Annotated in this window: 19 protein-coding genes and 1 pseudogene; 12 read left to right on the top strand and 8 right to left on the bottom strand. The window is 68.4% G+C overall.

The annotated features are described in order from the left end of the window. Positions 1-110: 110 nt before the first annotated feature. On the top strand, positions 111-1,127 hold the full coding sequence (locus VZF99_RS07645) for a heme o synthase (protein WP_256385623.1): 1,017 nt from the start codon (positions 111-113) through the stop codon (positions 1,125-1,127). Positions 1,128-1,169: 42 nt separating this feature from the next. On the opposite strand, the gene VZF99_RS07640 is transcribed toward VZF99_RS07645, so the two are convergent. Continuing rightward, entirely contained in the window at positions 1,170-2,138 is a 969-nt protein-coding gene (locus VZF99_RS07640; protein ID WP_120283290.1) for a quinone oxidoreductase, read from the bottom strand. 113 nt (positions 2,139-2,251) lie between these two features. Between VZF99_RS07640 and VZF99_RS07635 the strand changes: the two genes are divergently transcribed. Then, positions 2,252-3,820 (top strand): hypothetical protein, encoded by a 1,569-nt coding sequence (locus VZF99_RS07635; RefSeq protein ID WP_407336023.1) that lies wholly within the window; start codon positions 2,252-2,254, stop codon positions 3,818-3,820. A gap of 161 nt (positions 3,821-3,981) precedes the next feature. Here VZF99_RS07635 and VZF99_RS07630 read toward each other — a convergent pair whose 3' ends face one another. Genes VZF99_RS07630 through mptB form a run of 4 tightly spaced genes read right to left on the bottom strand, consistent with a single transcriptional unit; the run spans position 3,982 to position 8,339 of the window. Beyond that, entirely contained in the window at positions 3,982-4,965 is a 984-nt protein-coding gene (locus tag VZF99_RS07630) for a COX15/CtaA family protein (RefSeq protein ID WP_407336022.1), read from the bottom strand. Between the two features lie 38 nt (positions 4,966-5,003). Continuing rightward, entirely contained in the window at positions 5,004-5,795 is a 792-nt protein-coding gene (locus VZF99_RS07625) for an ABC transporter permease (RefSeq protein WP_407336021.1), read from the bottom strand. Continuing rightward, complete coding sequence (locus tag VZF99_RS07620; protein WP_120283286.1) at positions 5,792-6,727, bottom strand: ABC transporter ATP-binding protein; 936 nt, start codon at positions 6,725-6,727, stop codon at positions 5,792-5,794. The genes VZF99_RS07625 and VZF99_RS07620 overlap by 4 nt, the downstream gene beginning before the upstream one ends. A gap of 25 nt (positions 6,728-6,752) precedes the next feature. Further along, positions 6,753-8,339 carry a polyprenol phosphomannose-dependent alpha 1,6 mannosyltransferase MptB gene (gene mptB / locus VZF99_RS07615; RefSeq protein ID WP_407336020.1) on the bottom strand — a complete coding sequence of 529 codons (1,587 nt, stop codon included), beginning with the start codon at positions 8,337-8,339 and terminating at the stop codon, positions 6,753-6,755. Between the two features lie 156 nt (positions 8,340-8,495). On the opposite strand from mptB, the gene VZF99_RS07610 reads away from it, so the two are divergent. The 8 genes from VZF99_RS07610 to VZF99_RS07575 all read left to right on the top strand — a co-directional run bounded on the left by VZF99_RS07610 (position 8,496) and on the right by VZF99_RS07575 (position 15,909). Beyond that, complete coding sequence (locus VZF99_RS07610) at positions 8,496-9,233, top strand: metalloregulator ArsR/SmtB family transcription factor (protein ID WP_120283282.1); 738 nt, start codon at positions 8,496-8,498, stop codon at positions 9,231-9,233. After that, the gene (sufB, locus tag VZF99_RS07605; protein ID WP_154827476.1) at positions 9,230-10,681 is read left to right on the top strand and encodes a Fe-S cluster assembly protein SufB; all 1,452 of its coding nucleotides are present in this window, start codon (positions 9,230-9,232) and stop codon (positions 10,679-10,681) included. The genes VZF99_RS07610 and sufB overlap by 4 nt, the downstream gene beginning before the upstream one ends. 5 nt (positions 10,682-10,686) lie before the next feature. Next, positions 10,687-11,895 carry a Fe-S cluster assembly protein SufD gene (sufD, locus tag VZF99_RS07600; RefSeq protein ID WP_407336019.1) on the top strand — a complete coding sequence of 403 codons (1,209 nt, stop codon included), beginning with the start codon at positions 10,687-10,689 and terminating at the stop codon, positions 11,893-11,895. 55 nt (positions 11,896-11,950) lie between these two features. Continuing rightward, entirely contained in the window at positions 11,951-12,721 is a 771-nt protein-coding gene (gene sufC, locus VZF99_RS07595) for a Fe-S cluster assembly ATPase SufC (protein ID WP_067716304.1), read from the top strand. An 18-nt stretch (positions 12,722-12,739) separates the two neighbouring features. Then, the gene (locus VZF99_RS07590; protein ID WP_120283274.1) at positions 12,740-13,999 is read left to right on the top strand and encodes a cysteine desulfurase; all 1,260 of its coding nucleotides are present in this window, start codon (positions 12,740-12,742) and stop codon (positions 13,997-13,999) included. Next, positions 13,996-14,448: a Fe-S cluster assembly sulfur transfer protein SufU gene (gene sufU / locus VZF99_RS07585; protein WP_120283272.1), complete on the top strand. Its 453-nt coding sequence runs from the start codon at positions 13,996-13,998 to the stop codon at positions 14,446-14,448. The genes VZF99_RS07590 and sufU overlap by 4 nt, the downstream gene beginning before the upstream one ends. 17 nt (positions 14,449-14,465) lie before the next feature. Further along, complete coding sequence (locus VZF99_RS07580) at positions 14,466-14,924, top strand: metal-sulfur cluster assembly factor (protein WP_371517556.1); 459 nt, start codon at positions 14,466-14,468, stop codon at positions 14,922-14,924. A 136-nt stretch (positions 14,925-15,060) separates the two neighbouring features. Continuing rightward, the gene (locus VZF99_RS07575; protein WP_241742370.1) at positions 15,061-15,909 is read left to right on the top strand and encodes a hypothetical protein; all 849 of its coding nucleotides are present in this window, start codon (positions 15,061-15,063) and stop codon (positions 15,907-15,909) included. Here the strand turns inward: VZF99_RS07575 and VZF99_RS07570 are convergent. Then, a complete protein-coding gene (locus VZF99_RS07570; RefSeq protein WP_407336018.1) occupies positions 15,871-17,091 on the bottom strand; it encodes a lycopene cyclase family protein in 1,221 nt (406 codons plus the stop codon). The genes VZF99_RS07575 and VZF99_RS07570 overlap by 39 nt on opposite strands. A 36-nt stretch (positions 17,092-17,127) precedes the next feature. Between VZF99_RS07570 and VZF99_RS07565 the strand changes: the two genes are divergently transcribed. Both VZF99_RS07565 and VZF99_RS07560 read left to right on the top strand, forming a co-directional pair. Next, positions 17,128-17,928 carry a thioesterase family protein gene (locus tag VZF99_RS07565; RefSeq protein ID WP_407336017.1) on the top strand — a complete coding sequence of 267 codons (801 nt, stop codon included), beginning with the start codon at positions 17,128-17,130 and terminating at the stop codon, positions 17,926-17,928. A gap of 432 nt (positions 17,929-18,360) precedes the next feature. Beyond that, a complete protein-coding gene (locus VZF99_RS07560) occupies positions 18,361-19,992 on the top strand; it encodes an ABC-F family ATP-binding cassette domain-containing protein (protein ID WP_407336016.1) in 1,632 nt (543 codons plus the stop codon). Between the two features lie 200 nt (positions 19,993-20,192). On the opposite strand, the gene VZF99_RS07555 is transcribed toward VZF99_RS07560, so the two are convergent. Continuing rightward, positions 20,193-23,888 carry a DUF3883 domain-containing protein gene (locus VZF99_RS07555; RefSeq protein ID WP_407336096.1) on the bottom strand — a complete coding sequence of 1,232 codons (3,696 nt, stop codon included), beginning with the start codon at positions 23,886-23,888 and terminating at the stop codon, positions 20,193-20,195. A gap of 129 nt (positions 23,889-24,017) precedes the next feature. Further along, positions 24,018-24,407 (bottom strand): annotated as a pseudogene (locus VZF99_RS07550) (sacsin N-terminal ATP-binding-like domain-containing protein); the annotation flags it as partial. Positions 24,408-24,592 lie beyond the last annotated feature (185 nt).

Genomic DNA, 24,592 nt, shown 5'->3' with positions numbered 1-24,592 from the left:
TCGCGGGGACGGCGGGGCGTGCGGTCCCCGCCCCCGCTCTTTCGCGGACCGTGCAGGGGGGACGTAGTATCGGCTCAGTAGTGCGTTGACGTCTGCTGCGAGGAGTTCCGGTGCACGATTCCACCCCGACCCGGAGTGGGGGGCCATCAGTCTCCCCTCCAGAGTCCACGGGGCGGCCGGCTCCGGCGAGCGGGCGAGCCCGCGCGGTCGACGTGGTGATGGCGTACATCGCCCTCACCAAGCCGCGCGTCATCGAGTTGCTGCTCGTCGCCGCCATCCCCGCCCTCCTCCAGGCCGACCGCGGCAACGTTCACCTCTCACTGGTTCTGCTCACCCTGGTGGGCGGTTGGCTGGGCGCGGCGAGCGCCAACTCGCTCAACATGGTCGTCGACGCCGACATCGACAAGGTCATGAAGCGGACCGAGCGTCGGCCGTTGGCGCGTCACGCGATCAGTACCCGGGCCGCACTGGTCTTCGGTCTGCTGCTCGGCGTCTCGAGCATGCTGTGGCTGGGTCTGCTGGCCGGGAGCTGGCTGGCCGCGTTCTTCATCCTGCTGACCATCTGCTTCTACGTGTTCGTCTACACGATGATCCTCAAGCGCCGCACGGCCCAGAACGTCGTATGGGGCGGGGCCGCGGGATGCATGCCGGTACTGGTGTCGTGGGCCGTGATCACCGATCATCTCCCCGAGGGGCAGGCGCACAACTGGTGGCAGGCGATCGTCCTGTTCCTCATCATCTTCTTCTGGACGCCACCGCACACCTGGGCGCTCGCGATGCGCTACAAGGAGGACTACGAGGCCGCCGGAGTGCCGATGCTCCCGGTCATCATGTCCGCCGAGGGGGTCACCCGGCGCATCACCATCTACACCTGGGTGACCGTCCTGTGCACGTTCGCCCTGATCCCCGCCGCCGGCTGGGTGTACGCGGCCGGCGCCCTCGGCTTCGGAGTGTGGTTCATCGTCATGGCACACCGCCTCGAGGCCGGTGTGCGGCGCGGGGTGGAGGTCAAGCCCCTCAAGTTGTTCATCCTGTCGAACAACTACCTGGCGGGGGTGTTCGTCGCACTGTCCGTCGACGCGGTCCTCGGACTCCAGACGATCGCGGAGATCTTCCCGATCGCCTGATCACCCACCCCCGCCCTCCTCAGCGGGCGGGGTCGAGGGTGCTCAGCGGGCGGGGTCGAGGACGACCGAACCCGTGGTCTGCCGGGATTGCAGCGCCCGGTGCGCTTCCGCCGCCTCCGACAATCCGAACGTCGCGCCCACCGACAACCGGAGCGAGCCGTCGACGATCCCCTCGAGGACCTCGCCGGCCCGCTCACGGAACTCCCCGGTCCCGGCGATGAAGTCGCCCAGGCTCGGGCGGGTGAGGAACACCGAGCCCGCGGCGTTGAGTCGTTGGGGGTCCACCGGCGGGACCGGACCGCTCGCCGCGCCGAACAGAACCAAGGTCCCGCGGCGGGCCAGCGAGGCCAGGCTGTCGTCGAAGGTGTCCCGGCCCACTCCATCGAACACCACGGAGACACCGCCGTCGGAGAGCTCGCGGATCCTCTCCGGGGTCGCGTCGGGATAGAGCAGCACGTGGTGCGCCCCCAGTTCGCGACACAGGCCCGCCTTCTCCTCGGTCGAGGTCGTGGTGATCACACGGTGGCCGTGAGCGACGGCCAGTTGGATGAGCAGCTGCCCGACCCCGCCTGCACCCGCGGTGATCAGCACGGTGTCGCCGGGGAGGGCCCGGTGGGTGTCGGTGATCAGGTAGTGCGCCGTGAGCCCCTGCAGCAGCATCGAGGCCGCCACCTCGTCGTCGATACCCTCCGGCACCGTCACCAGCGACTCGGCGGGCGCGACGACGTACTGGGCGTACGACCCCGGCACCTGACACCACGCCACCCGGTCGCCGACCATCAGGTCGGGCGTCCCCTCGCCGAGCACCTCGACCACTCCCGTCCCCTCGCTGCCGGGGACGAACGGCAGGTCCCGGGCGTAGGTGCCCTCGCGGAAGTAGGTGTCGATGTAGTTGACCCCGATCGCGGTGGTGCGGACGACCACGTCGCCCGGTCCGGGTGAGGGGACACCCGCCTCGACCGGTGTGAGCACCTCGGGTCCGCCGTGCCTGGAGATCTCTATGGCTCTCATGGCGCCCAGTATCCGGAAGTGTGTCGTCCGCCGCAGCCGGTGCCCGGACTCCGGTTCGCCGGTTCGCGGGAGTCCCGGCGGAAGCGGGGCGGGGGAGGCGATAGGCTACCCCCATGAGCCTGCAGATCCTTTCCCAGTACGCCGGGGGGCCGCGAGTCCGGGCGACCGGATGGCCCGAGATCACCACCAGTGGGTCCGGGGCGGCGGCCGCACCCGCCCGAGCCGATGCGGTCACCGAGGAGGCGCCGGCGCCGTCCGAGCCTGACACGCAGGCGCAGGCGCCGGCGGGGGCTCCCGAGGCGACCGAACCCGTGAAGAAGACGCCTGCCGCGACGCAGGAGGCGCCTGCCGAGGCGCGGCAGACCCCGGCCCCGGCGGCCGCCGGCGGCGCGGGCGGGGGGATCACCCTGGGTCGGCGCGCCCCGCGCGCCCCGGGCGGAGGAGCCTCCACGCTGCACGGTTCCCGGATCACCGAGGTCGACGGTGGCGCTCCCGCGGCGCACGCATCGACGGCGCCGGCCGCGGAGGTTCCCGCTTCGCCCGAGGCCCCGTCCGAGCCCGCTGCGGAGCCGGCGCCCTCCGCCCAGGCCGATGCCACCAAGCCGAGCACGGCCGCGAAGTCGTCGGACGAGCCGGTGGCCGCTCAGGCACCGTCCGCCCCGACAGCGTCCGCCCCGGCGACCACGTCCGGCGGGGGACTGAAGCTCGGCGGTGGGTCCAAGGCCAAGGCTCCCGGCGGGGGGTCGGCGGGCAAGCTCGTCCTGGGTGGCGCAGCCGGTGCCGCGGCAGCCGCAGGTGCGGCTGCCGCCTCCGCTGGTGACAAGAAGGACGAGAAGGACGATGCCCCGTTCACCGCCACGCCCGACGCAGCACCCGCAGCTCAGGCGGACCCCGCCACCCCGACCGAGGCGAGGGCCGAGGCGGGGGCCGACTCCACGTCCGACGTCGACTCCACCTCCGCCGCCGATGCGTCCGCCGTGTCGACGGAGAAGAAGTCCGGTGGCCTGACGCTCGGCGGCGGGAGCAAGGCCAAGGCGCCCGGTGGCGGTAAGTCGGGTGGCCTGACCCTCGGCGGCGGGAGCAAGGCCAAGGCGCCGGGCGGGGGCAAGAGCGGTGGCCTGACACTGGGCGGCGCCGCCGCCACCACGGACTCCTCCACCACGGACTCCGCGGCCGAGTCGAAGAGCGACGAGCCGACGGCGGGGAAGGCCGCTCCGGCGCCGTCCGCGACCGATCGCCCGGCGGATGCGCCGGCCGCGTCGCAGCCGGCGGCGGTGCCCCCGGCCGACGAGCCCGCGGCGCAGGAGTCGGAGGAGCCGGCCGCCGCGGAGGTCCAGCCGACCGAGAAGGCACCCGCCGAGAAGATCGACGCGGCGCCGGTGCCGGCGGGTCCCACCCCACCGGCCAAGACGGTGAAGTTCGTCGAGAAGTTCCTGTCCCGGCACGGCGGCGCGGCGGACGTCGTCCTCCAGCCTGTGGGCCGCTGCGGGGTCCGCGTCACCCTGGTCGGCGCCGACGGCGTGCTGGGGGACACGATGGTCGACAGTCTGTCGCAGGCCGAGGCGGTCCGCGACGGGATCTCCGGCCTCACCGGATCGGACTGGACGCGCGAGCTGGTCTCGCGTACCGATGTCCCCGCCGGACACTGGAAGCGCATGGCCGGATCGGGCTCCCTGGTCTGACCTCCCGCGCGACGACAGCGGCCCCGCCGATCGGCGGGGCCGCTGCTATTTCTTCGGTCGGCCGGGTGCGCGCCCCGAAGGGACCGGAGAGGACGCGCACCGGGCCGTCACCCGTACAGAGGCGACGCGTACCCGGGACTCTGCCGGGGTGGGCGACCCTGTCAGGCCGGCACGCGGTCCCGGATGACGCCCGCCGCCCACAGGGCGCCGGTGACGGCGGTGATCGCACCCGCCAGGGTCACGTGCGCCACGACCAGCAGCTCGGGCACCCCGAGTTGGTACTGGGTGATCCCGATGACCGCCTGCGCCGCGATGAGTCCGATGAGGATCGCGCTCCGACGGATCGCGGGGCCCTCCGTCCGCAGCGCGACGAGCCCGGCCAGCAACCCGATGAGCAGGCAGACGTAACCCACCATGAGTTCGGCGTGGAAGTGGACGAGCCACTGGATGGGCAACTGGAGTCGATCCGCCGCGGTGATGCGCGCGTCGCCGGCATGGGGTCCGGCCCCTGTCACCATCGTCCCGGTGGTGAGGACCCCGGTGAGCAGGACGGCCGACAGCACGGTCAGCCACGTCATCGGCTTGGGCATCACCCGCCGGGGCGGCGCGGTGTCGGCCTCGCCGATGCGGACGAAGAGGACGGCGGCGAGCCAGGCGAGGATCATCGAGGGCAGCAGGTGCAGCGCGACGGTCCACCAGACGAGGCCGGCCAGGACGGTGATCCCGCCGATCACGGCCTGGGCGAGGATGCCCGCCGGCATGGCCCAGGCGAGTGCCTTGAGGCCGCGGCGGCGCCCGGCGCGGTACACGGCGAGGAGCAGCGCCACGGCGACCGCCGCCAGGACGAAGGTGAGCAGGCGGTTGCCGAACTCGACCGCCTGGTGCAGCGCCGGTGCGGCGCCGGGGACGGGCACGAAACTGGCCTCGTTGCACTGCGGCCAGGTCTCGCAACCCAGACCGGAGGCGGTCACGCGCACGGTGACGCCGGTGGTCATGATGCCGATCTGGGCGATGACGTTGGCGAGCGCGACACCCTTCTGGACCCGGATCGACGGAACGGGCAGGCGGGACAACGGTCCGGTCGATCGCCCGGGGTCGCTCGCGGCCGGGGTTCCGGAGGTCGGGGCGTGCGATGTCGAGGTCACGGCCCCGATTCTAGGCCGCGGCGCGCCGGGGTCTGCTATCAGGTGAACGAGAAGTGACGCACGGCAAATCCGCCACACACGGCCGTCCAGAGGACCAGGGACAGCGCGGCCAGGGCGGGGACGCCGCCGGCGAGCGCCGTGCCCAGCGCGGAGGTCAGCGCGTAGGAGGGGACGACGACGAGGAGGTCGGCCACCGCGGAGGGGAGGTCGACCACCCCGATCGCGAGTCCGGCGCCCCCGATGAGGACGAACCAGATGAGGTTGGCCAGGGCCAGGACGATCTCCGCACGCAGGGTGCCCCCGAGTAGGAGCCCCATGGCGGAGAACGCCACCGTTCCCAGGGCGATCACGAGCGCCCCCAGCGCCAGCCCCGGGAGTTCGGGCCGCCATCCCAGCAGCGCCGCGATGACGCCGAGGACGACCGCCTGGCCGGCCACCAGCACGAGCGTCGCGAGGATCTTGCCGAGGATGATGACCGCCGGCGGCAGGGGGGTGCCCCCGAGACGTTTGAGGGCGCCGTACCGGCGGTCGAAGCCCACGGCGATCGCCTGGCCGGTGAAGGCCGTCCCCATGACGGAGATGGTCAGTACCGCGGTGATCGCGTGATCGACCCGCGGATCCGGTACCGCACCGAAGTCGATCGCGGTGAGGCCGAAGAGGATGGCGACGGGGATGACCAGGGCCACGAGGAGCTGTTCACCGTTGCGCAGGAACAGCGCCAGTTCCATCCGGGTCTGGGCTGCGGTCATCCGGCCCGGGGACGCCGGCGCCGACGGACGGGCGAAGGTGCCGGGGGCGAAGCGGTTGCCGCCTGTCTGGGTGTGGGTCATCGCAGTTCCCGTCCGGTCAGGTCGAGGAAGACCTCCTCGAGACTCCTGGTGCGGGTGGCCAGGGAGGTGAGTTGGACGCCGGCCCGCTCGAGGGCGGCACACATGGCGGTCATGAGTTCGGGGGAGACCGGGCCGTGGACCTCGAGGACGCCGGCGGCGGTCCCCGCCGCGACCGTGTGCTCCCCACCGAGGACGCCGGCGAGCAGCGACGGGGACACCTCGCCGTCGACGACGAGGGTGACGCCCTCCGCGGTCCCGGCGCGTTCGAGTTCGGCGGGCGTCCCGGAGGCGACGCGCCGGCCGTGGTCGACGATCACGACCTCGTCGGCGAGCGAGGCCGCCTCGTCCATGAGGTGGGTGGTGAGCAACACCGCGGCGCCGTCGCGACGCAGCGCGTGAACTAGGTCCCACACGGCCCGGCGCGACTGGGCGTCGAGGCCGGCGGTCGGCTCGTCGAGGAAGACCAGCTCCGGCCGGCCGATGACCGCGATCGCCAGGGACAGACGTTGCTGTTGGCCGCCGGACAGGCGCCGGTACGGGGTCCGGACGTGCTCGGTGAGTCCGAGTTCGCCCAGCAACCAGTCCGGATCGAGGGGATCGGCGTAGTAGGACGCCACCAGCCGGAGCATCTCGCCCACCCTGGCGGCGGGGTAGGAGCCGCCACCCTGGAGCATCATCCCGATGCGGCTGCGGACCCGCTGGCGATCGATGACCGGGTCCAGGCCCAGCACCCGCACGGTGCCCGCGTCGGGACGGGCGAATCCCTCGCAGATCTCGACCGTGGTGGTCTTGCCCGCCCCGTTGGGTCCCAGCAGGGCCATGACCTGCCCGCGTTCGAGTCGCAGGTCCAGGCCGGCGACGGCGGTGGTCGCCCCGAACCTCTTGACGAGCCCCTCGACGTGCAGCGCGGGCGTATCCGTCGGAGAGGTCACGGGATCCGAGTGTAGGCCGGTCCGGCTAGCGGAAGCGCAACAGCCCCGGCCACCGGAACAGTGCGACGAGCAGGACGGCGACCACCGCCACGGTCGCCGCCCAGGCCTGGACGGTCACGAACGGGGGCAGTCCCGCACCCGGCGGGAGGGTGAAGCAGGCCAGCACCGCGCTCACGGCGACCACCGGGAGACGGAATTCCACCCGCGAGGCCCACGCGGCCAATGGGACCAGCGCCCACAGGACGTACCAGGGCTGCACGACGGGGAAACACAGGACGATCGCGGCCATGGACACCCCCAGCCCACCGACCGGGTTGATCCGACCCGCCTGGACCGCGAACAGCATGCGGACGGTGAACGCGCCGGCCGCGACCAGGGCGGCGGTCTGCACCATGACGAGGATCTGTTCGGTGTGGTCCCCGAGCCCGAGATACTGCCCGATCCCGCCGACGATCACACCGAGCGCGGTGGGCGGGGAGAGCCAGCTGCGCAGCGAGGTGGCCGCCCCGAGTTTGGTGATCCAGCCGAGGCCGGACGAGGTGACGATCATCGCCACCCCGGTGGTCACACCGCTCACCGCCACCATGACCGACGCCGCGCGCAGGGTGGCGGACCAGCTCGCACCCCACCGGCGCGCCAGGGCCATGCCGATGAACCCCAACGCCACCACCGTGGGGAGTTTGACCAGGGCCGATCCGGTGACCAGGACGGTCCCCAGGATGAACAGCGAGGTGGTGCGCCACCCGGATCCGGGGGCGTCCACTGCGCGCAGCGCCAGCACCAGCCCGACCGCCAGCAGGCCCATCATCAGCGCCTCGGAGTGGATGCCGGAGACGAGGTGGAACAGGACCAGGGGGTTGGCCACGGCCAGCCAGAGGGCGGCGACGTCGGACACGCCGCAGTACTCGGCGAGCCGTGGGACGGCCCAGCCCAGCATGAGGATCCCGATCACGGCCACGACCCGGTGCAGGATGGTCCCGGCCACCACGTCGTCGCCGGTGAGCCCGTGGATGACCTTCTGCACCCCCAGGAACAACGGTCCGTACTGGTTGGGCGTATCGCGCCAGATGTCCGGGACGTTGATGGTGAGCGCGTGTGAGGTCCCCAGTGCCGGGACCGGACCGAGTTCGTAGGGATCGTCGAGCTCGTTGCCGATCGCCCCCTGGGCCAGGTAGCTGTAGACGTCCCGGCTGAACATCGGCGGAGCCAGCGCGAGGGGGAGCGCCCACGACGCGATCACCCGGTCGAGCGTCGCGCGGTCGATCCGACCACTGATCCGACCCCGCCGATCCCGCCCGAGCACGTACGGGGCGAGCAGCAGCCAACACAGGGTCACCGTGACCATCCCCGCCATGACGACCGTCATCGAGGACTGCTGCAGGCGCAGCCACAGGCCGAACAGTCGCTCGCCGGCGATCGGGTTCTGCAGGACGGGCAACGCGCCGGCCCCGAGCGCCCCGATCGCCATCGCCACGGCGGCGGTGGTGCCGATCAGACGGATGCGGCGCAGGCGGGCCATCTCCGCGGACAACGGGGACCCGGTGGACAGCTCCTGCGCGTGGAGGCGGGAGGTGACCGACCCGGCACCACGCCTGGGGTAATCGCGTGCCACAGTCCCGACCCTTCCTCCACCGGCGCTGTCGTCGCACACCTCACCCCGGCAGCGCGTCCGGGGGTGGGGGGAATATTTCCGAAACAGAAGTGTTGCGTAATATCAGGAGGTGCGTCCCGACCGGGCGCACCGAGCATAACCGGAAGGGAGTGGCGTATGAGCGTGCAGCACGTGTTCGAGAGCAGCACGCGGCCCGACACCCGCTCGTCGATCCGGGAACTCCTGTTGGAGCGCGGAGCACTCACCGCCGTCGAGATCGGACACGAACTGGGGCTCACCGCCGCCGGTGTCCGGCGACACCTGGACCATCTGGTCGAGGCCGGCGAGGTGGAGGCCGTCCGTTCTCGGCCGGCGGGAACCCGCGGTCGCCCGGCCAAGGCGTTCCAGATGACGGTCTCCGGCCGCAGCACCGCCCGCCACGGGTACGACCACCTGGCGGTCGAGGCCCTGACCGCCCTGCGTCGTATCGGTGGCACGGCCGCGGTCACGGAGTTCGCCCGCGAGCGGGTGCGCTCGGTGATCGGTCACGTCCGTCCGGCCGAGGGCCCGCACGACGTCGAGCGCGCCGCCACGGACATCGCCACCGCGCTGTCCGGTGCCGGCTACGCGTCCTCCGTAGAGGAGGCGGGCACCGGCCTGCAGATCTGCCAGCACCACTGCCCGGTGTGGAACGTCGCCTCCCGGTTCCCCGAACTGTGCGCTGCCGAGCAGGAGGTGGTGTCCGAGATAGTGGGCACCCACGTCCAGCGGCTCGCCACCATCGCGGGCGGAAACTGCGCCTGCACCACCAACATCCCGACCGGGACCGTGACCGTGAGTGACCTCGCGGCCACGATCCCTGCACCGGCCGACGCGTCCGCGTCGGCACCGACCGCCGAAAGGACAGTGCGATGACCATCACCCCCGATCAGGTGACGGCCGACGTCACGGAGCCGACCACCGATGAGGAACGAATCGCCTCCATCGGCCAGTACAACTACGGCTGGCACGACTCGGACGACGCCGGTGCCACCGCGCAGCGCGGCCTGTCCGAGGCGGTCGTGCGTGACATCTCCGCCAAGAAGAGCGAATCCGACTGGATGCTCGAGAAGCGGCTCAAGGCCCTGAAGATCTTCGACAAGAAGCCGATGCCCACCTGGGGTTCGGATCTGTCCGGTATCGACTTCGACAACATCAAGTACTTCGTCCGTTCCACGGAGAAGCAGGCCACCAGCTGGGAGGACCTGCCCGAGGACATCAAGAACACCTACGACAAGCTCGGCATCCCCGAGGCGGAGAAGCAGCGGCTCGTGGCCGGCGTCGCCGCGCAGTACGAGTCCGAGGTGGTCTACCACCAGATCCGTGAGGACCTGGAGAGCCAGGGTGTCATCTTCATGGACACCGACACGGCGCTCAAGGAGCATCCCGAGTACTTCGAGGAGTACTTCGGCTCGGTCATCCCCTCCGGGGACAACAAGTTCTCCGCCCTCAACACGGCCGTCTGGTCCGGTGGCTCGTTCATCTACGTCCCGCCGGGCGTGCAGGTGGACATCCCGCTGCAGGCGTACTTCCGGATCAACACCGAGAACATGGGCCAGTTCGAGCGGACGCTGATCATCGTGGACGAGGGCGCCTACGTCCACTACGTCGAGGGCTGCACCGCGCCGATCTACAAGTCGGACTCCCTGCACTCCGCGGTCGTCGAGATCGTCGTCAAGAAGGGCGGCCGGTGCCGCTACACGACCATCCAGAACTGGTCGAACAACGTCTACAACCTCGTCACCAAGCGTGCCCGTGCCGAAGAGGGCGCCACCATGGAGTGGATCGACGGCAACATCGGCTCCAAGGTGACGATGAAGTACCCGGCGGTCTGGCTGACCGGTGAGCACGCCAAGGGCGAGGTCCTCTCCGTGGCGTTCGCCGGTGAGGGCCAGCACCAGGACACCGGTTCCAAGATGCTGCACCTGGCGCCCAACACGTCCTCGAACATCGTCTCCAAGTCGGTGGCTCGGGGCGGCGGGCGGTCCGCGTACCGCGGTCTGGTCCAGATCAACGCCGGCGCGAAGGGCTCGAAGTCCAACGTCGAGTGCGACGCGTTGCTGGTCGACAACATCAGCCGGTCCGACACCTACCCCTACATCGACATCCGGGAGGACGACGTCACGCTGGGGCACGAGGCCACGGTCTCCAAGGTGAGCCAGGACCAGCTGTTCTACCTCATGAGCCGCGGCCTGGCCGAGGACGAGGCGATGGCCATGATCGTGCGTGGTTTCGTCGAGCCGATCGCCAAGGAACTCCCGATGGAGTACGCGCTCGAGCTCAACCGCCTGATCGAACTGCAGATGGAAGGATCGGTGGGCTGACCACCATGACCGACACCACCGCACCCGAGACCGGGTCCACCCCGGCACCCCTGACGGACCGCTACGGCGTCCCCGTCGACGCCACCAAGGGCGACCAGTTCTCGTCGTTCGACGTGGGCGCCTTCGAGGTACCCAGCCACAAGGACGAGATCTGGCGGTTCACCCCGCTGCGTCGTCTGCGCGGTATCCACGACGGCTCCAACATCACCGCGACCGGTCGCCTGCTGGCGTCCGTCGCCGAGCACGACGGTCTGACCGTCGAGACGGTCGCCATGGACGACAAGCGCGTCGGCGAGGCCGGGGCACCCCGCGACCGCGTCGCCGCACAGGCGTTCAGCTCCGCCTCCGAGGCCACCGTCATCACGGTCGCCAAGGAGACCGTGATCGACGAGCCCGTCTACGTGACCGTCGACGGCCCGGGCGAGGGCGAACTGGCCTACGGCCACACCCAGGTCCGCCTCGAGGCGTTCGCCAACGCCACGTTCGTCGTGGACCAGCGTGGCGGCGGAACGATCGCCGAGAACGTCGAGTTCATCGTCGGCGACTCCGCCCACCTCGAGATCGTGCTCATCCAGGACTGGGACGACGACGCCCTGCACCTCGCGGGTCACCACCTACAGGTCGGCCGCGACGCGACACTGACCTACACGACGGTGACGTTCGGTGGCGAGCTCGTGCGCGTCTCCCCGTTCGCACGGTTCACCGCCCCCGGCGGCACGGTCACCCTCAACGGCCTGTACTACGCCGACGACGGGCAGCACCTCGAGCACCGTCTTCTCGTGGACCACTCGGAGCCCAACTGCACCTCGCGGATCCTCTACAAGGGTGCGCTGCAGGGCGACGCCAAGTCGAACCTGCCGGACGCACACACCGTGTGGATCGGTGACGTGCTGATCCGCGCCCGGGCCGTGGGCACCGACACGTATGAGATGAACCGCAACCTCGTGCTCACCGACGGTGCCCGCGCCGACTCGGTCCCGAACCTGGAGATCGAGACCGGCGAGATCGCCGGTGCGGGCCACGCCAGCGCCGTGGGACGGTTCGACGAGGAACAGTTGTTCTACCTCATGTCCCGGGGCATTCCCGAGGACGTCGCACGGCGACTCGTGATCCGCGGGTTCTTCGGCGAGGTGATCAACCGCATCGGCGTGCCGGAGGTGCGCGAGCGGATCACCGAGGCCGTCGAGTTGGAGCTGGAGTCCTCCGGCATCTGACGAGCCCCGCCAGTACATCCCCCACGACTTCTCACACAGATTGCGAGCACTACCCATGACCACTCTCGAGATCAAGGGCCTCACGGCCCGCGTCGCCGCGACCGAGGACTCTCCCGAGACCGTCGAGATCCTCAAGGGGGTCGACCTGACCATCGAGTCGGGCCAGACCCACGCCATCATGGGGCCGAACGGCTCCGGCAAGTCCACCCTCGCCTACGTCATCGCCGGCCACCCCAAGTACGAGGTCACTGGCGGCACCGTGACGCTCGACGGCGAGGACGTCCTGTCGATGGAGGTCGACGAGCGGGCCCGCGCCGGCCTGTTCCTGGCCATGCAGTACCCGACCGAGATCCCCGGGGTCTCCACCGCGAACTTCCTGCGCTCCGCGGCCACCGCCGTCCGCGGTGAGGCCCCCAAGCTCCGCCACTGGGTGAAGGAGGTCAAGGAGGCCATGTCCGACCTCGACTTCGACCCGGCCTTCTCCGAGCGCAGCGTCAACGAGGGATTCTCCGGCGGCGAGAAGAAGCGTCACGAGATCCTGCAGCTGGACCTGCTCAAGCCGAAGATCGCCGTGCTCGACGAGACCGACTCCGGCCTCGACGTGGACGCGCTTCGCGTGGTCTCCGAGGGTGTCAACCGCTACAAGGCGGAGGAGAACGGCGGCATCCTGCTCATCACGCACTACACCCGCATCCTGAAGTACATCACCCCCGACAAGGTCCACGTGTTCGTCGACGGCCGCGTCGCCGCCTCCGGTGGCGCAGAACTGGCCGACGAGCTCGAGGCGAACGGGTACGAGAAGTACCTGACGCCGGCGAACGCCTGACCGGACAGCTGGGAGAACATGACCTCGACCCTCGATCTCACCGCCGTGCGCTCGGATTTCCCGATCCTGCAGCGCACGGTCCGTGACGGAAAGCCCCTGGTCTACCTCGACTCCGGGGCGACCTCGCAGCGCCCGATGCAGGTGTTGGACGCGGAGCGGGACTTCCTGCTGCACTCCAACGCGGCGGTCCACCGCGGTGCGCACCAACTCGCCGAGGAGGCGACGGACGCCTACGAGGGCGCCCGTGCCGACATCGCGCGGTTCGTGGGTGCCGACGTCGACGAGCTGGTCTTCACCAAGAACGCCACCGAGGCGCTCAACCTCGTGGCCTTCGCCCTTGGTGACCAGCGCTTCGGCGAGTACGCGGTGGGCCCCGGGGACGAGGTCGTCATCAGCGAGCTCGAGCACCACGCGAACCTCGTGCCGTGGCAGGAGCTATGCCGACGCACCGGCGCCACGCTGCGTTGGTACGGCATGACCGACGACGGTCGGATCGACCTCGACTCGCTCGAGCTCACCGACGCCGTCAAGGTCGTCGCACTGACCCACCAGTCCAACGTCACCGGCGCGGTGACGGACGTCGCCCGCGTGGTGGAGTCCGCCCGGGCCGTCGGCGCGCTCGTCGTGCTGGACGCCTGCCAGTCGGTGCCGCACATGGCGGTGGACTTCCACGCCCTCGGCGTCGACTTCGCGGCGTTCTCCGGCCATAAGATGCTCGGGCCCACCGGCATCGGCGTCCTCTACGGCCGGCGCGAGTTGCTGCGGGCCATGCCCCCGGTCCTCACCGGCGGGTCGATGATCTCCACCGTCACCATGGAGGAGACGACCTACGCCGACCCGCCCCAGCGATTCGAGGCCGGGGTGCCCATGGTGTCCCAGGCGGTCGGGCTCGCCGCGGCGGTGCGCTACCTCGAGCGGGTCGGGATGGAGACCATCGCCCGCCACGAGGAGTCCCTCACCGTGGCCGCGCTCGACGCCCTCGGCCAGATCCCGGGGATCCGGATCGTCGGCCCGACGGACATGGTCTCGCGCGGCGGCGCCGTCTCCTTCGTCGTGGACGGCATCCACGCCCACGACGTGAGCCAGGTGCTCGACGACGACGGTGTGGCCGTCAGAGTGGGGCACCACTGCGCGTGGCCGCTGCACCGGCGTCTCGGCGTGCAGTCCACCGTGCGGGCCTCGTTCGCGCTGTACAACACCCTCGACGAGGTCGAGGCTCTCGCGAGGTCCCTGCGCCGGGCCCAGCAGTTCTTCGGAGTGGAAGGGGCACTCACGTGAAACTCGAGCAGATGTACCAGGAGGTCATCCTCGACCACTACCGCCGTCCGCAGCACAGCGGACTGCGGGAGCCCTTCGGCGCCGAGGTGCACCACGTCAATCCCACTTGTGGCGACGAGCTGACACTGCGGTTGCGGTTGTCCGACGATCTCGCCACCGTGGAGGACGTGTCCTACGACGCGCAGGGATGTTCCATCAGCCAGGCCTCGACCTCGATGATGGCCGAGTTGCTGGTCGGCCGTCCCGTGGCGGAGTCGCTGGAGGTGGTCGACGCCTTCCAGGCGATGATCTCCTCCCGCGGACAGGACGAGGGCGACGAGGAGATCCTCGATGATGCCGTGGCGCTGGCCGGGGTGTCGAGGTACCCCGCGCGCGTCAAGTGCGCACTGCTGGGCTGGATGGCGTTCAAGGACGCCCTCGGCCGACAGACCGAACACCATCAGGAGTGAGTGACATGACCGAGCAGATGACCCCTGCCAACGATCCGTCGGTCGACGAGTCCGCGTCGACCGAGGAGAACGCCACCCCGGCCGGAACCGTCTACAACGGCGAGTTCCGCCCCGACCCCAACCGGCCGGAGCAGTCCGAGGAGGACCTGGCCCTCGTCGCGGACCTCGAGGAGGCCATGCGCGACGTGGTCGACCCCGAGCTCGGGATCAACGTGGTCGACCTCGGGCTGGTCTACGACATCTGGGTTCGCCCGGGTGAGACCGAGGGCTCGACGATCGCCCGCGTCGACATGACGTTGACCTCCGCGGCCTGCCCCCTGACGGACGTCATCGAGGATCAGGCCCGCAGCGCGACGATCGGCGCCGATCTCGTCAACGACCTCGAGCTCAACTGGGTCTGGATGCCGCCGTGGGGACCGCAGATGATCACCGACGACGGCCGCGAGCAGCTCCGCGCCATCGGCTTCACGGTGTAGCCGCGCCCCGGTCACGCGACAGAGCGCCCGCCCCCTCGAGAGGGGGCGGGCGCTCTTCGTGTCCGGGTCGTTCGTCCGGCCGGGGGCCAGACGACCTGATTGGCTGTTCCGTTCACCGGCCGTTTACGCTGAGTACATGTCTCGCCCCGCTGACCGACCGTCAGACCGTCCGGTCGGCGGACCCTCCGGTGGCCCGATCGACACCCCGTCGGATGAGGACCGCGGCGCGGCGGACGCCGCGGCCGGTTCTCAGGACCGGGCCCGGGCCCGGACGATGAGTCTCACCAAGGCGACCGCGTGGGTGGTGCTGCCCCCGTCGATCCTGCTCGCGCCGCTGTCCGGCTTCCTGCTCCTCATGGTCCACCGCACGGGCAGCGACCAGCCCTGGCACACCTGGAACCTCCTGTGGACGGCCTTCGACATCGGCGCCGAGGGCAACATCGCGGTGTGGTTCGCCTCGACGATCTGGCTCCTCGTCGGTATCTTCGCCGCCCTCGCCGCTCTCACCGCCGACAGGTTCCGGAAGTCGTGGTGGCTCTTCGCCGCGGTCGGCGTCACCGCCTCGGTGGACGAGGCCTCTGCCCTGCACGAGCGATTGTTCGTGGTGGGGGACAGGATGGCCCCGTACCTGCCGTTCGACACCTTCTACAACTGGGTGATCCCCGGTGCGATCATCGCGCTGGTCGTCGGAGCGCTGCTGATCCGCCTCGTGTTGGCGCTGAAGCGTCGGGTGGTTCTCGCACTGATCCTCTCGGCCGTGGTCTTCCTGACCGGCGCGATCGTCATCGAGAGCCTGACCGGTCTCGTCCACCGCGCGGACGCCGGCATGTCGACGCCCTATCTCGTCCTGATGTACATCGAGGAGACCTTCGAACTCGTGGCCGTGGCCGTCGCGGCCGTGGCGCTGTCGACCATGTTCCACCTCTCGCGGCGTCCGGGCGGCCTGTCACTCACCTTCGACGGGTACCGTCCGCGTTCCGGCTGAGGTGATCGGTACACCCCCGCCCGACGTATGAGCCGACGGGCGCAGCACCGCCGCGACCATCCCGGCCTTGTTCCGGGCGGGCATGGAGAACCACATGCCCCACATGGCGGCGGCCACCTGGTAGGAGGGGCTGGCGGCGTCGAGGAACCAGCGCTGACGGCGACCGTCGAGTCGACCGAAGGCGTTGAACAGCGCCCGCAGGGTCCCGTCATCGGCCCGCAGGAGGACACGCAGTCCGACACCGTGGAGGGCCGTGCTCAGCGGCGACCGCGGTGCCGGCAACGGGTATCCCGCCTCGATCGCGTGCACCGCCGCCGGCACCGCCGCCAACATCGCCGCCACCGAGTACCCCGTCGCCGCGTGCCCGTGGCCACCGGCGGTCCCGAACGCCTCGACCCGCGGGTCCTTCGGCAGCCCGGGGCGGGGCAGGAGCGGGATCCGTACGCGCTCGACGGACAGCGGTGACGCGATCGCCGCGGGGGACACCCCCCGGCCCGCCAGTCTCGAGCGGAGCCGGCTCGCCAGGACGGCGGGATCCGGAGCGGGCAGGCCCGCCAGACACGTCTCCTCCAGCAGTACCCGGTCCGGTCCCACGGGGATCGCGTACAGGAAGCTGGGCCCGACCTCGTCGTCGTCGTTCCGGCCGCGGAGATAGTCGGTCCGCCAGTCCATGAACAGCGCGTTCTCCCCGCCCAGCGCCGGCGCCGCGTCGGCCGCGTCCACGACGATCCCGTAGGCGGTCTGGAGGGGCCCCCGGTTGAGCCGGCCGCCGGCGCCGCGGCAGTCCACCACGCGGTACGCGCGGGCGGTGAGGGCCCGGACCCCGGTGTCGTCGACCTCCGCGCGTTCGACGGTGACGCCGGGGCCGAGTGGCAGCGCGCGGCGCAGGGCCTCGTTGTCCAACACGGCGTACTCACGGTGCACCACGGCCCTGTCGGGCGCGTACAAGGCGGCATCCGGCACGGTGTGGGCGAGCACGTTCACCCCGCACGCCCCGGGCCGGAGCCACGGAGGGACCTGATCGGCCCACACCGAGAGGGTCTGTCGCCACGGCGCATCCGGGCGCGGGTCCAGCGCCAACACGGTGAGACCGGCTGCGGCACAGCGGGAGGCGAGCGCGCGGCCGGCGGGACCGAGCCCGACGACAGCGACGTCGTACAGACCGCCACCCGTAGCATTCATCAGGATCGACACTACCGCCCGCGCGAGAGGAGACCCATGTCCGACGCGTTCTACCAGCAGGTCGACGAGGCCCGCTTCGAGTCCACGGCGCTCACCGCCGGGCCGTGGTCCGCCGAGGCCCAGCACGCCGGCCCGCCGAGTGCGCTGCTGGTGCGGGCCATGGAACGGGCCGGCTCCGACTCCGACTCCGACTCCGCCCCGGACATGAGACTGGCGAGGGTGTCCGTCGACGTCCTGGGCCCCGTGCCGGTGGCGCCCCTGGACATCGAGGTGAGCACGATCCGACCCGGGCGCAGCGTGGAGCTGCTCGAGGCGACCGCGTCCGTGGGCGGCCGGTCGACGTTGGTCGCGCGCGGCTGGCTGATGCGGCGCACTCCCGAGGACTATCCCGTGGTGGGCGATCATGCGGCGCCGCCAGTGCCCGAGAGGCGCGAGCGCGATCCCATGATGAGTTTCGCCCACGCCGGCGGGTACCTCTCCGTGGTCGACTTCTCCTACGAATCCGGCGGCGGGGACGAACTGGGTCCGGCCCGGGCGTGGGGGCGGTCGCGGGTCGACCTGGTCTCCGGAGAGCGGATGACCGGGTGGCAGCACACCGTGGTGGTGGCCGACTCCGCGAGCGGTGTCTCCCTGGCCACCGACCCGGTCGACCACCCGACGATCAACTGCGACCTGGTGGTCTCCCTGCACCGCGAGCCCGCTCCCGGCTGGGTGCGCCTGGATTCGGAGACGATCGGCGGGCCCGGCCACGGGGTGCTCACCGACACCCTGCTCTCGGACGACCACGGTCCGATCGGCCGCAGCGTGCAGAACCTGTACGGGCGCAGCGGGGGTTGAAGGCGGGCCGGGCGGGGTGGCCAGGCTTTTGCAGCCGCCCCTCACGATGGCGTCTCGCCTGCCCCGATGCGCAGGCGAGACGCCATCGGGAGGGGCGAGGAGGGCTGTCGTGGACATCTGCAGAAGCGAGACGCCAGGGCCAGGAGCGGCTGTACACAGCGGACGGGCCGCGGCCAGCAGGACGCGACGCCGCCAAGGCGCCGACCTCATCCGACGTACGCCAGTCAGGCCGCCCACAGGTCGCAGCGACCGACGCGCGGCAAGAGAATCCGCCGGATAGCGAACTCGGCGCACGCTCTCTGGTCGCGGAGACCCACGTCACCGGACTCGTCGGCGCACTCGCGCCGCAGGTAGAGTGGCAGGTCGGCCCGGACTCGTCAGCGGGCGGGCCGCCGACTCTTCCCCGAACGCTACAGCGAGGTACCCGCGCACGTGATCACCATCGACGACCTTGAGGTGCGCGCCGGCGTGCGCACCCTGCTCCACATGGACGGGTCCTCGCTGCGGGTCCAGCCCGGCGACCGGATCGGTCTGGTGGGACGGAACGGCGCGGGTAAGACGACGACGATGAGGATCCTCGCCGGCGAAGGTGAACCCTACGCCGGGAAGGTCGTCCGGACCGGTGAGCTGGGATATCTGCCGCAGGACCCGCGCGAGGGCAACATGGACCAGCTCGCGCGGAGCCGGGTCCTCTCCGCCCGCGGGCTGGACGTGATCATGGCAGACATGACCGCCGCCCAGGAGCAGATGGTCTCCGCCCCGGACGACAAGGCCATGGACAAGGCCGTGCGTCGGTACGGACGCCTTGAGGACGAGTTCTCCGCCCGCGGCGGGTACGAGGCCGAGAGCGAGGCCGCCCGCATCTGCAACAGCCTGGGGCTCGAGGACCGCATCCTCACCCAGAATCTGGGCACCCTGTCCGGCGGTCAGCGCCGCCGCGTGGAGCTCGCGCGGATCCTGTTCGCCGCCTCCGACGGCGCCGGCAAGTCGCAGACCATGCTGCTGCTCGACGAGCCCACCAACCACCTCGACGCCGACTCCATCACCTGGCTGCGCCAGTTCCTCGAGAAGCACGAGGGCGGGCTGATCATCATCTCCCACGATGTCGAGCTGCTCGAGGCCGTGGTGAACAAGGTGTGGTTCCTCGACGCCGTGCGCGGGGAGATCGACGCCTACAACATGGGGTGGAAGAAGTACCTCGACGCCCGCGCCACGGACGAGGCCCGTCGCCGACGTGAGAAGGCGAATGCGGAGAAGAAGGCCTCGCAGCTCAAGATGCAGGCCGCCAAGCTGGGCGCCAAGGCCACCAAGGCGGCCGCCGCCAAGCAGATGATCCGGCGTGCCGACGCCATGATCGACAATCTCGACGAGGTCCGCGTGGCCGACAAAGCAGCACGGATCAAGTTCCCCACTCCCGCGGCCTGTGGCAAGACTCCGCTGTTCGCCAAGGGCCTGACCAAGATGTACGGCTCGCTCGAGGTGTTCGCCGGGGTGGACCTGGCGATCGACAAGGGCAGCCGCGTGGTGGTGCTGGGCTACAACGGTGCCGGCAAGACGACGCTGCTCAAGCTGCTCGCCGGTGTGGAACGCACCGATGGCGAGGGCGGCGTCGTCTCCGGGCACGGGCTCAAGATCGGCTACTTCGCCCAGGAGCACGACACCCTGGACATGGACGCCAGCGTGTGGGAGAACATCCGCCACGCCGCGCCGGACGCGGGGGAGCAGGAGCTGCGCAGCCTGCTGGGGGCGTTCATGTTCACCGGCCCCCAACTCGAGCAGCCGACAGGCACGCTCTCCGGTGGTGAGCGCACGCGTCTGGCGCTGGCGGGGCTGGTGTCGTCGGCGGCCAACGTACTGCTGCTGGACGAGCCCACGAACAACCTGGACCCGATCTCGCGCGAGCAGGTCCTCGACGCTCTACGGACGTATGAGGGTGCGGTCGTGCTGGTCACGCACGACCCCGGCGCCGTCGAGGCGTTGGAGCCGGAGCGGGTCATCATCCTGCCGGACGGTACGGAGGATCTGTGGAGCCAGGAGTACATGGAGATCGTCGAACTCGCGTGAACATGCGAATTGGGGGGCCGCAATGATCTCCACTGGTGCCTCGTAAATTCCCAACGGCCAATTGGCAAAGACTAGCGGGAGGGAGCCTTATCCGCCGGGCGGCACTGAGACTACCTGCCCATCTATCGCGCTTGCCAGCTTTAACCAACTTTGCTTGCCTGCAAATCCACCCTGACGAATCAATCTAGCCATGGCTACGCCTAGACGTCCGCAGTATAGCTTTCGGACACCGGCGCGAGGCCAAGCTCCATCTGGGCGCCAGAAAGAAGCAACCGACCTCGGTTCTCTCGTATGAGCTTCATAGGGTTCGCCCACCGAGTGATTCGGGGAGTCGCCGTATTCGTGTCAGTGACCCTGTAAATGAAGTAGCGGTCTCCGTATGCGCCCGCTTCTATCAACTCGGACCGGGAGATATCGAAAGGCGTGGAAGGATCGGACGCCGATGTCGCCTTGACTTCGATATAGATCCGATTCCCATCCCTGTCGAAGCTAAGGATGTCGACCGGTGCGAGTTCGTCACCCCTTGAACGCCAGAAGACGGTGTCGGGGTCGCCCCCGAATGCGGCCACCCTTTCTCTTTCCTTCCTGTAAGCGATCTCCTCACCGAGCTTGCCCGTTGCAACCTTGTCCACCTGACTCTGCACTGTCGGTGCTGTCGATGATCCAACAGTGCTCGCGCTGGCTCGGACCGCCGGTTCGCTGCTGCGGGCCGCGAGGACGGCCGGGGTCGCATCGACTAGTTCAACCGCATCCCAATCGATTCTCGGAAGGTTGGAGTGTCCATCAGTCATCTCGATCCCATTAGACACTTCAGCCTTATGAAGTTCCTCATGAGATTGTCGAGTCCGCGCAGAACACAGGGCGTCCGAGGCTTCGGAAACGGGCGATGTTACGTCTGCGATCAGAGAGTCGAGGGTACTTCGTGACTCCTCCTCGTCTGCAAGCGGAAGCTCCAAACGCTCCCGCGCCTCCTCGACTGCTTTGAGCGAAATCTGACGGTCGGTCATCATTCGTTCGCGGTCGCCCTTGTCCATCTTAAGGAGCATCGTAATGGCGTCGGCATGGGCCGTGCTATCGAGATGTTGGGCAAGCTGCCGACCGACAGCGAACCAGTCCGGCTCCTTTGTCTCATCGTTGAGTTCGAGATAAGCAGTCCCGATGTTGCGTCGAGCGCGGCCGTGGACCTCTTGGCGAGAGGCGATGTAGCAAGTTGCGTCCTCACGTTCTACTTCATCGCCCTCGTAGGCGTATCTTAGGACAAGACGATCACAGACAACTAACTCGAGCCTCCGAAGAGCCGGGCGTGCGCGAGATTCTGCGTGGGAGTTCTCCGCAATTATTAGCGCGAGAATATGGGGTTTCGTCGAATCTAGTTTTTTACGCACCGCCTCTAACGTTGCTCCGTGATGCTCTCCGAAGGCGAGCGGAGTCGTCGAGACGGCGTCATCGAGCTTCACCAGACCCAGGTATGAGGTCAATCGATTGCGCCTAGTATCAGCCAATAGCACCGGACGACGCCTTTCCCAGGTTCCGCGCAACAGCGCATCCTCCGCGAAGGGCGGCTGGGATACGAATGACCTCGAACCGCAGTATGAGGCGAGAACCCGCACCTTCTTCGGGTCCGGATGCGGCACAACATCGCGCGGCATCACGTCCTCCAGAGTGCGCTGCACCCAACGGGCAGCTAGCTCCAAATCTCGATCAACTATGCCGGAGGCGTCTGCTTCGGCTGCAACCGACTCGAGGAGCCGGAGGAGATCGCTACGGCCGGGTCGCGCAGCCTCGATGACTCCTAGACCGGTGGCTATCGCCGAACCGCCTCGAGTTCGAAACATGGCTTCTTTAATGAGCGGAATGCGCTTGCGTATCGAAGGAGGGAGTTCGACTGTCTCGACCCAGGCATCGGCGGGGCGAGCTACGGAGGCCTTTCCGGCGAGCCAGACCGGCACCCAGGGACGTGTGCGCAAGAGGTAACCGAAGAGAGATTCGACGGACCTGTTTTTCCCGTTGGAGTGCCACCCGTGTTCGCAGCGGATGGTGGATTCAAGACCGTCCTCGTAGACCTTGCCCCAATTAAGTGCGAGCTCCTGCCATAGCGGAATTAGCCGGCTTTGGTCTGCAATCTTCGCCAGGTCGACGAACCTGTCGAGCCTGTAACTGGCGCTCAGCTCTTGTCGGGTGTCATGCCCCTGGGGGCACCTTTGTGAGTCCTCTGCCAGAGCTGTGAGCCATTCCGCGAAAGCCTCATCGTTTGCGTGAGGGTGACGCGGACTCCCTATTGAGTACTTCGCCGTCACTGAATCCAGACGCGGGTGGTCGACAACACCGAGCATCCGGTAGAAACCAAGCTCAGACTCGCGCTGGTCGAAATCTTCAGGGACCGCGGACGCGAGGAATTCGGCTTCGCCGAACGCCCCGTAGATTTGCTCGAGGCGTGTCGAGCCGGTCCAATCACTGCTGAAATAGACTTGGTCGGCCCTGCGCATACTCACTGCGCAGGTGCTGTCCGACGTGCGCGTCGGTACCAACACGCGACCAAGGAGAACTCCGACTTCCTCGCCACCAGTTCGCCGAACGTCCTGGTAAGCACGCAGTCCGTTCATTGCGCGCTCTCGCTCTGTTGGATCAGCGGCGGGGTCCTCCAATATCTTGACGAGGTACTCGCGAATCAACTCGCGCCACTCGAAGTCCTTGACACCGAGATCGGTGAGTAGTCCTTGGACCCCCTCAACATCAGGGAGAACCGCGATAGGCACGGGGATATCGTCGGGTAGCGACGAATCCCGTCGTGGGAAGAAGACTGTCTGCTTGCCAGGGGCGAGAAATTGACCGTTGGTCGTGAGAACGCACGGAAATTCCCGCAGCGTTTGGACCAGGGATAGCCCGCGCGTGTTCCGCCAACCCACGAGAAACGCGTATAAGTCGCGAACAGTGTCGATCGTCGGCGCATACATCCGACTGAAGAAATCTGACTCTGTGAATTGTGGTCGATAACTTACGGTTGCCACGAAAGTCCGGACCGCAGGCTCAGCTTCAAGGTCCGGACGCAGCGTCTCGGCTGCCGGCAAGGCTGTCAATTCGTGTGCGACGCGGGAGTTTGGCACACCTGCAGGGAGGAGACGTGCCTCGACTGGCCGATGGAGCACGTGGTCGCTAAAGGGAAGAAAGGCGACATTCGCAAGGAGCTCCCGCCAGCGGGCTGCCAAGTGCGCTGCATTCCCGTCAAGACCCTGCACTTCCACTGGAATCAAGACGTTGACGCTTGCAGCACTCGCGCTACTGCGTTCGACCAGATTAACTGCGACGGTCGTTGCTACGAACTCCGCTACGGAGTCGAGCAAGAATCGATTGAACCCGACTGCCTCTGGGGTGTCTGCGATGCGGCGTCGATCCATCGTGAGAGCCCACTCCGCATGGACCGCGACGTGGAGTCCCGGACTTTCCTCCGTCGGGAAGTAGACGTGGAGCGGAAACGTCTCGGATGCAACTGGCTGCGACTTATTGTCAAGAGGAACGGCGATTGCAAAGTTCACATTCTCGATGAGCGACCATGCTTCTCCCATCGGTTCGAGAACGCCTACATCCGGCGAGGCTGTCCCACGATAGATGAGCCACTCCTCGCTACCGTCAACTGTCTCGACAAGTACGTGTTCGACCGCTCCATCATCCTGGCGCGCAACTTCAGCCGTGAAGTCCGAATCAGTTCCACGAAGCTCGAGGTGGTCAATGTCCGGAAGAAACACCAGCAGCCTGGGATAGAGATTCCTGACGAGGTGGTGGGCGACGGTCGCCCTGTCTACCCCGCTGCGAATCGGAAGCCTGACGATAGTCGTGAAACCGTCTGCGCGAAGGCGGTTTATTTGCTCAGCATCGGAACCGATGTCAGCTTCGGACACGGGGTACGGAAACGCATAAACGGGAAACCGCTGCTTCGGTGGAAGCGAGGTGAAAAGTTCGAGTAAATCGCGGTGGAGCCGCGCGCCGTCGAACTGAAACGAAGTCCCAATAGAAATGACTTGCGGCTGGTCCGTAATTTCACCGACAGACTTGAATCCGAGTCCTTTGTGACCAATTGACGTACTCGGCCCTTTGGACGACCGACCAAGCGAGCAGATTGCTTTAACCTGTTGCTCCCCGAAACCCGCGCCATTGTCGGCGACCAGCAGTGCCGTCTCAGTAAGGACGAAGGTCGCGCGTCCGCTGATGCCGTTTTCTCGCGCGGCATCGTTCGCGTTCTGAAGCAATTCAAAGGGGTAACGTCCAGAATACTGTTGACGAACGAGCTCTTGCGCGCCGCCCCGCTCGTCGAGGGACCGCAAAGCATAATCTCGATTGCCCGACCTATGGAGCAGCTCTAGGTTCGCCACCTCTTCGGCACGCTGGCTCACTGCTGGGTCACTGGCATTGACAGTCATTGATACAAGCATGCCCTATCGCAGCTACTTGTTTGTCGGTTCCGCCGAGGTCAGGGAGGTCACGTCCACCATTCTTTGGTGCTAGCTCAACAAGTCTTGCTTAACTCGAGTCCCACCCTGGGCGGGCCGCCACCTCGAACTCGACGGAGACGAAGGGTGGTTAGAACTCGAAGGAGTCGCCGGGT

This window comes from Dietzia kunjamensis (assembly GCF_045689975.1).
GTDB classification, from domain to species: Bacteria; Actinomycetota; Actinomycetes; order Mycobacteriales; family Mycobacteriaceae; genus Dietzia; species Dietzia kunjamensis.
This window is presented reverse-complemented; position numbering and strand designations above follow the sequence as displayed.

Bases quoted from the DNA above. Each gene is read 5' to 3' on its own strand.
- VZF99_RS07640 (WP_120283290.1), bottom strand. From the start codon at position 2,138: ATGAGAGCCATAGAGATCTCCAGGCACGGCGGACCCGAGGTGCTCACA.
- VZF99_RS07635 (WP_407336023.1), top strand. From the start codon at position 2,252: ATGAGCCTGCAGATCCTTTCCCAGTACGCCGGGGGGCCGCGAGTCCGG.
- VZF99_RS07625 (WP_407336021.1), bottom strand. From the start codon at position 5,795: ATGACCCACACCCAGACAGGCGGCAACCGCTTCGCCCCCGGCACCTTC.
- VZF99_RS07610 (WP_120283282.1), top strand. From the start codon at position 8,496: ATGAGCGTGCAGCACGTGTTCGAGAGCAGCACGCGGCCCGACACCCGC.
- sufB (WP_154827476.1), top strand. From the start codon at position 9,230: ATGACCATCACCCCCGATCAGGTGACGGCCGACGTCACGGAGCCGACC.
- sufD (WP_407336019.1), top strand. From the start codon at position 10,687: ATGACCGACACCACCGCACCCGAGACCGGGTCCACCCCGGCACCCCTG.
- sufC (WP_067716304.1), top strand. From the start codon at position 11,951: ATGACCACTCTCGAGATCAAGGGCCTCACGGCCCGCGTCGCCGCGACC.
- VZF99_RS07590 (WP_120283274.1), top strand. From the start codon at position 12,740: ATGACCTCGACCCTCGATCTCACCGCCGTGCGCTCGGATTTCCCGATC.
- VZF99_RS07580 (WP_371517556.1), top strand. From the start codon at position 14,466: ATGACCCCTGCCAACGATCCGTCGGTCGACGAGTCCGCGTCGACCGAG.
- VZF99_RS07575 (WP_241742370.1), top strand. From the start codon at position 15,061: ATGTCTCGCCCCGCTGACCGACCGTCAGACCGTCCGGTCGGCGGACCC.
- VZF99_RS07570 (WP_407336018.1), bottom strand. From the start codon at position 17,091: ATGAATGCTACGGGTGGCGGTCTGTACGACGTCGCTGTCGTCGGGCTC.
- VZF99_RS07565 (WP_407336017.1), top strand. From the start codon at position 17,128: ATGTCCGACGCGTTCTACCAGCAGGTCGACGAGGCCCGCTTCGAGTCC.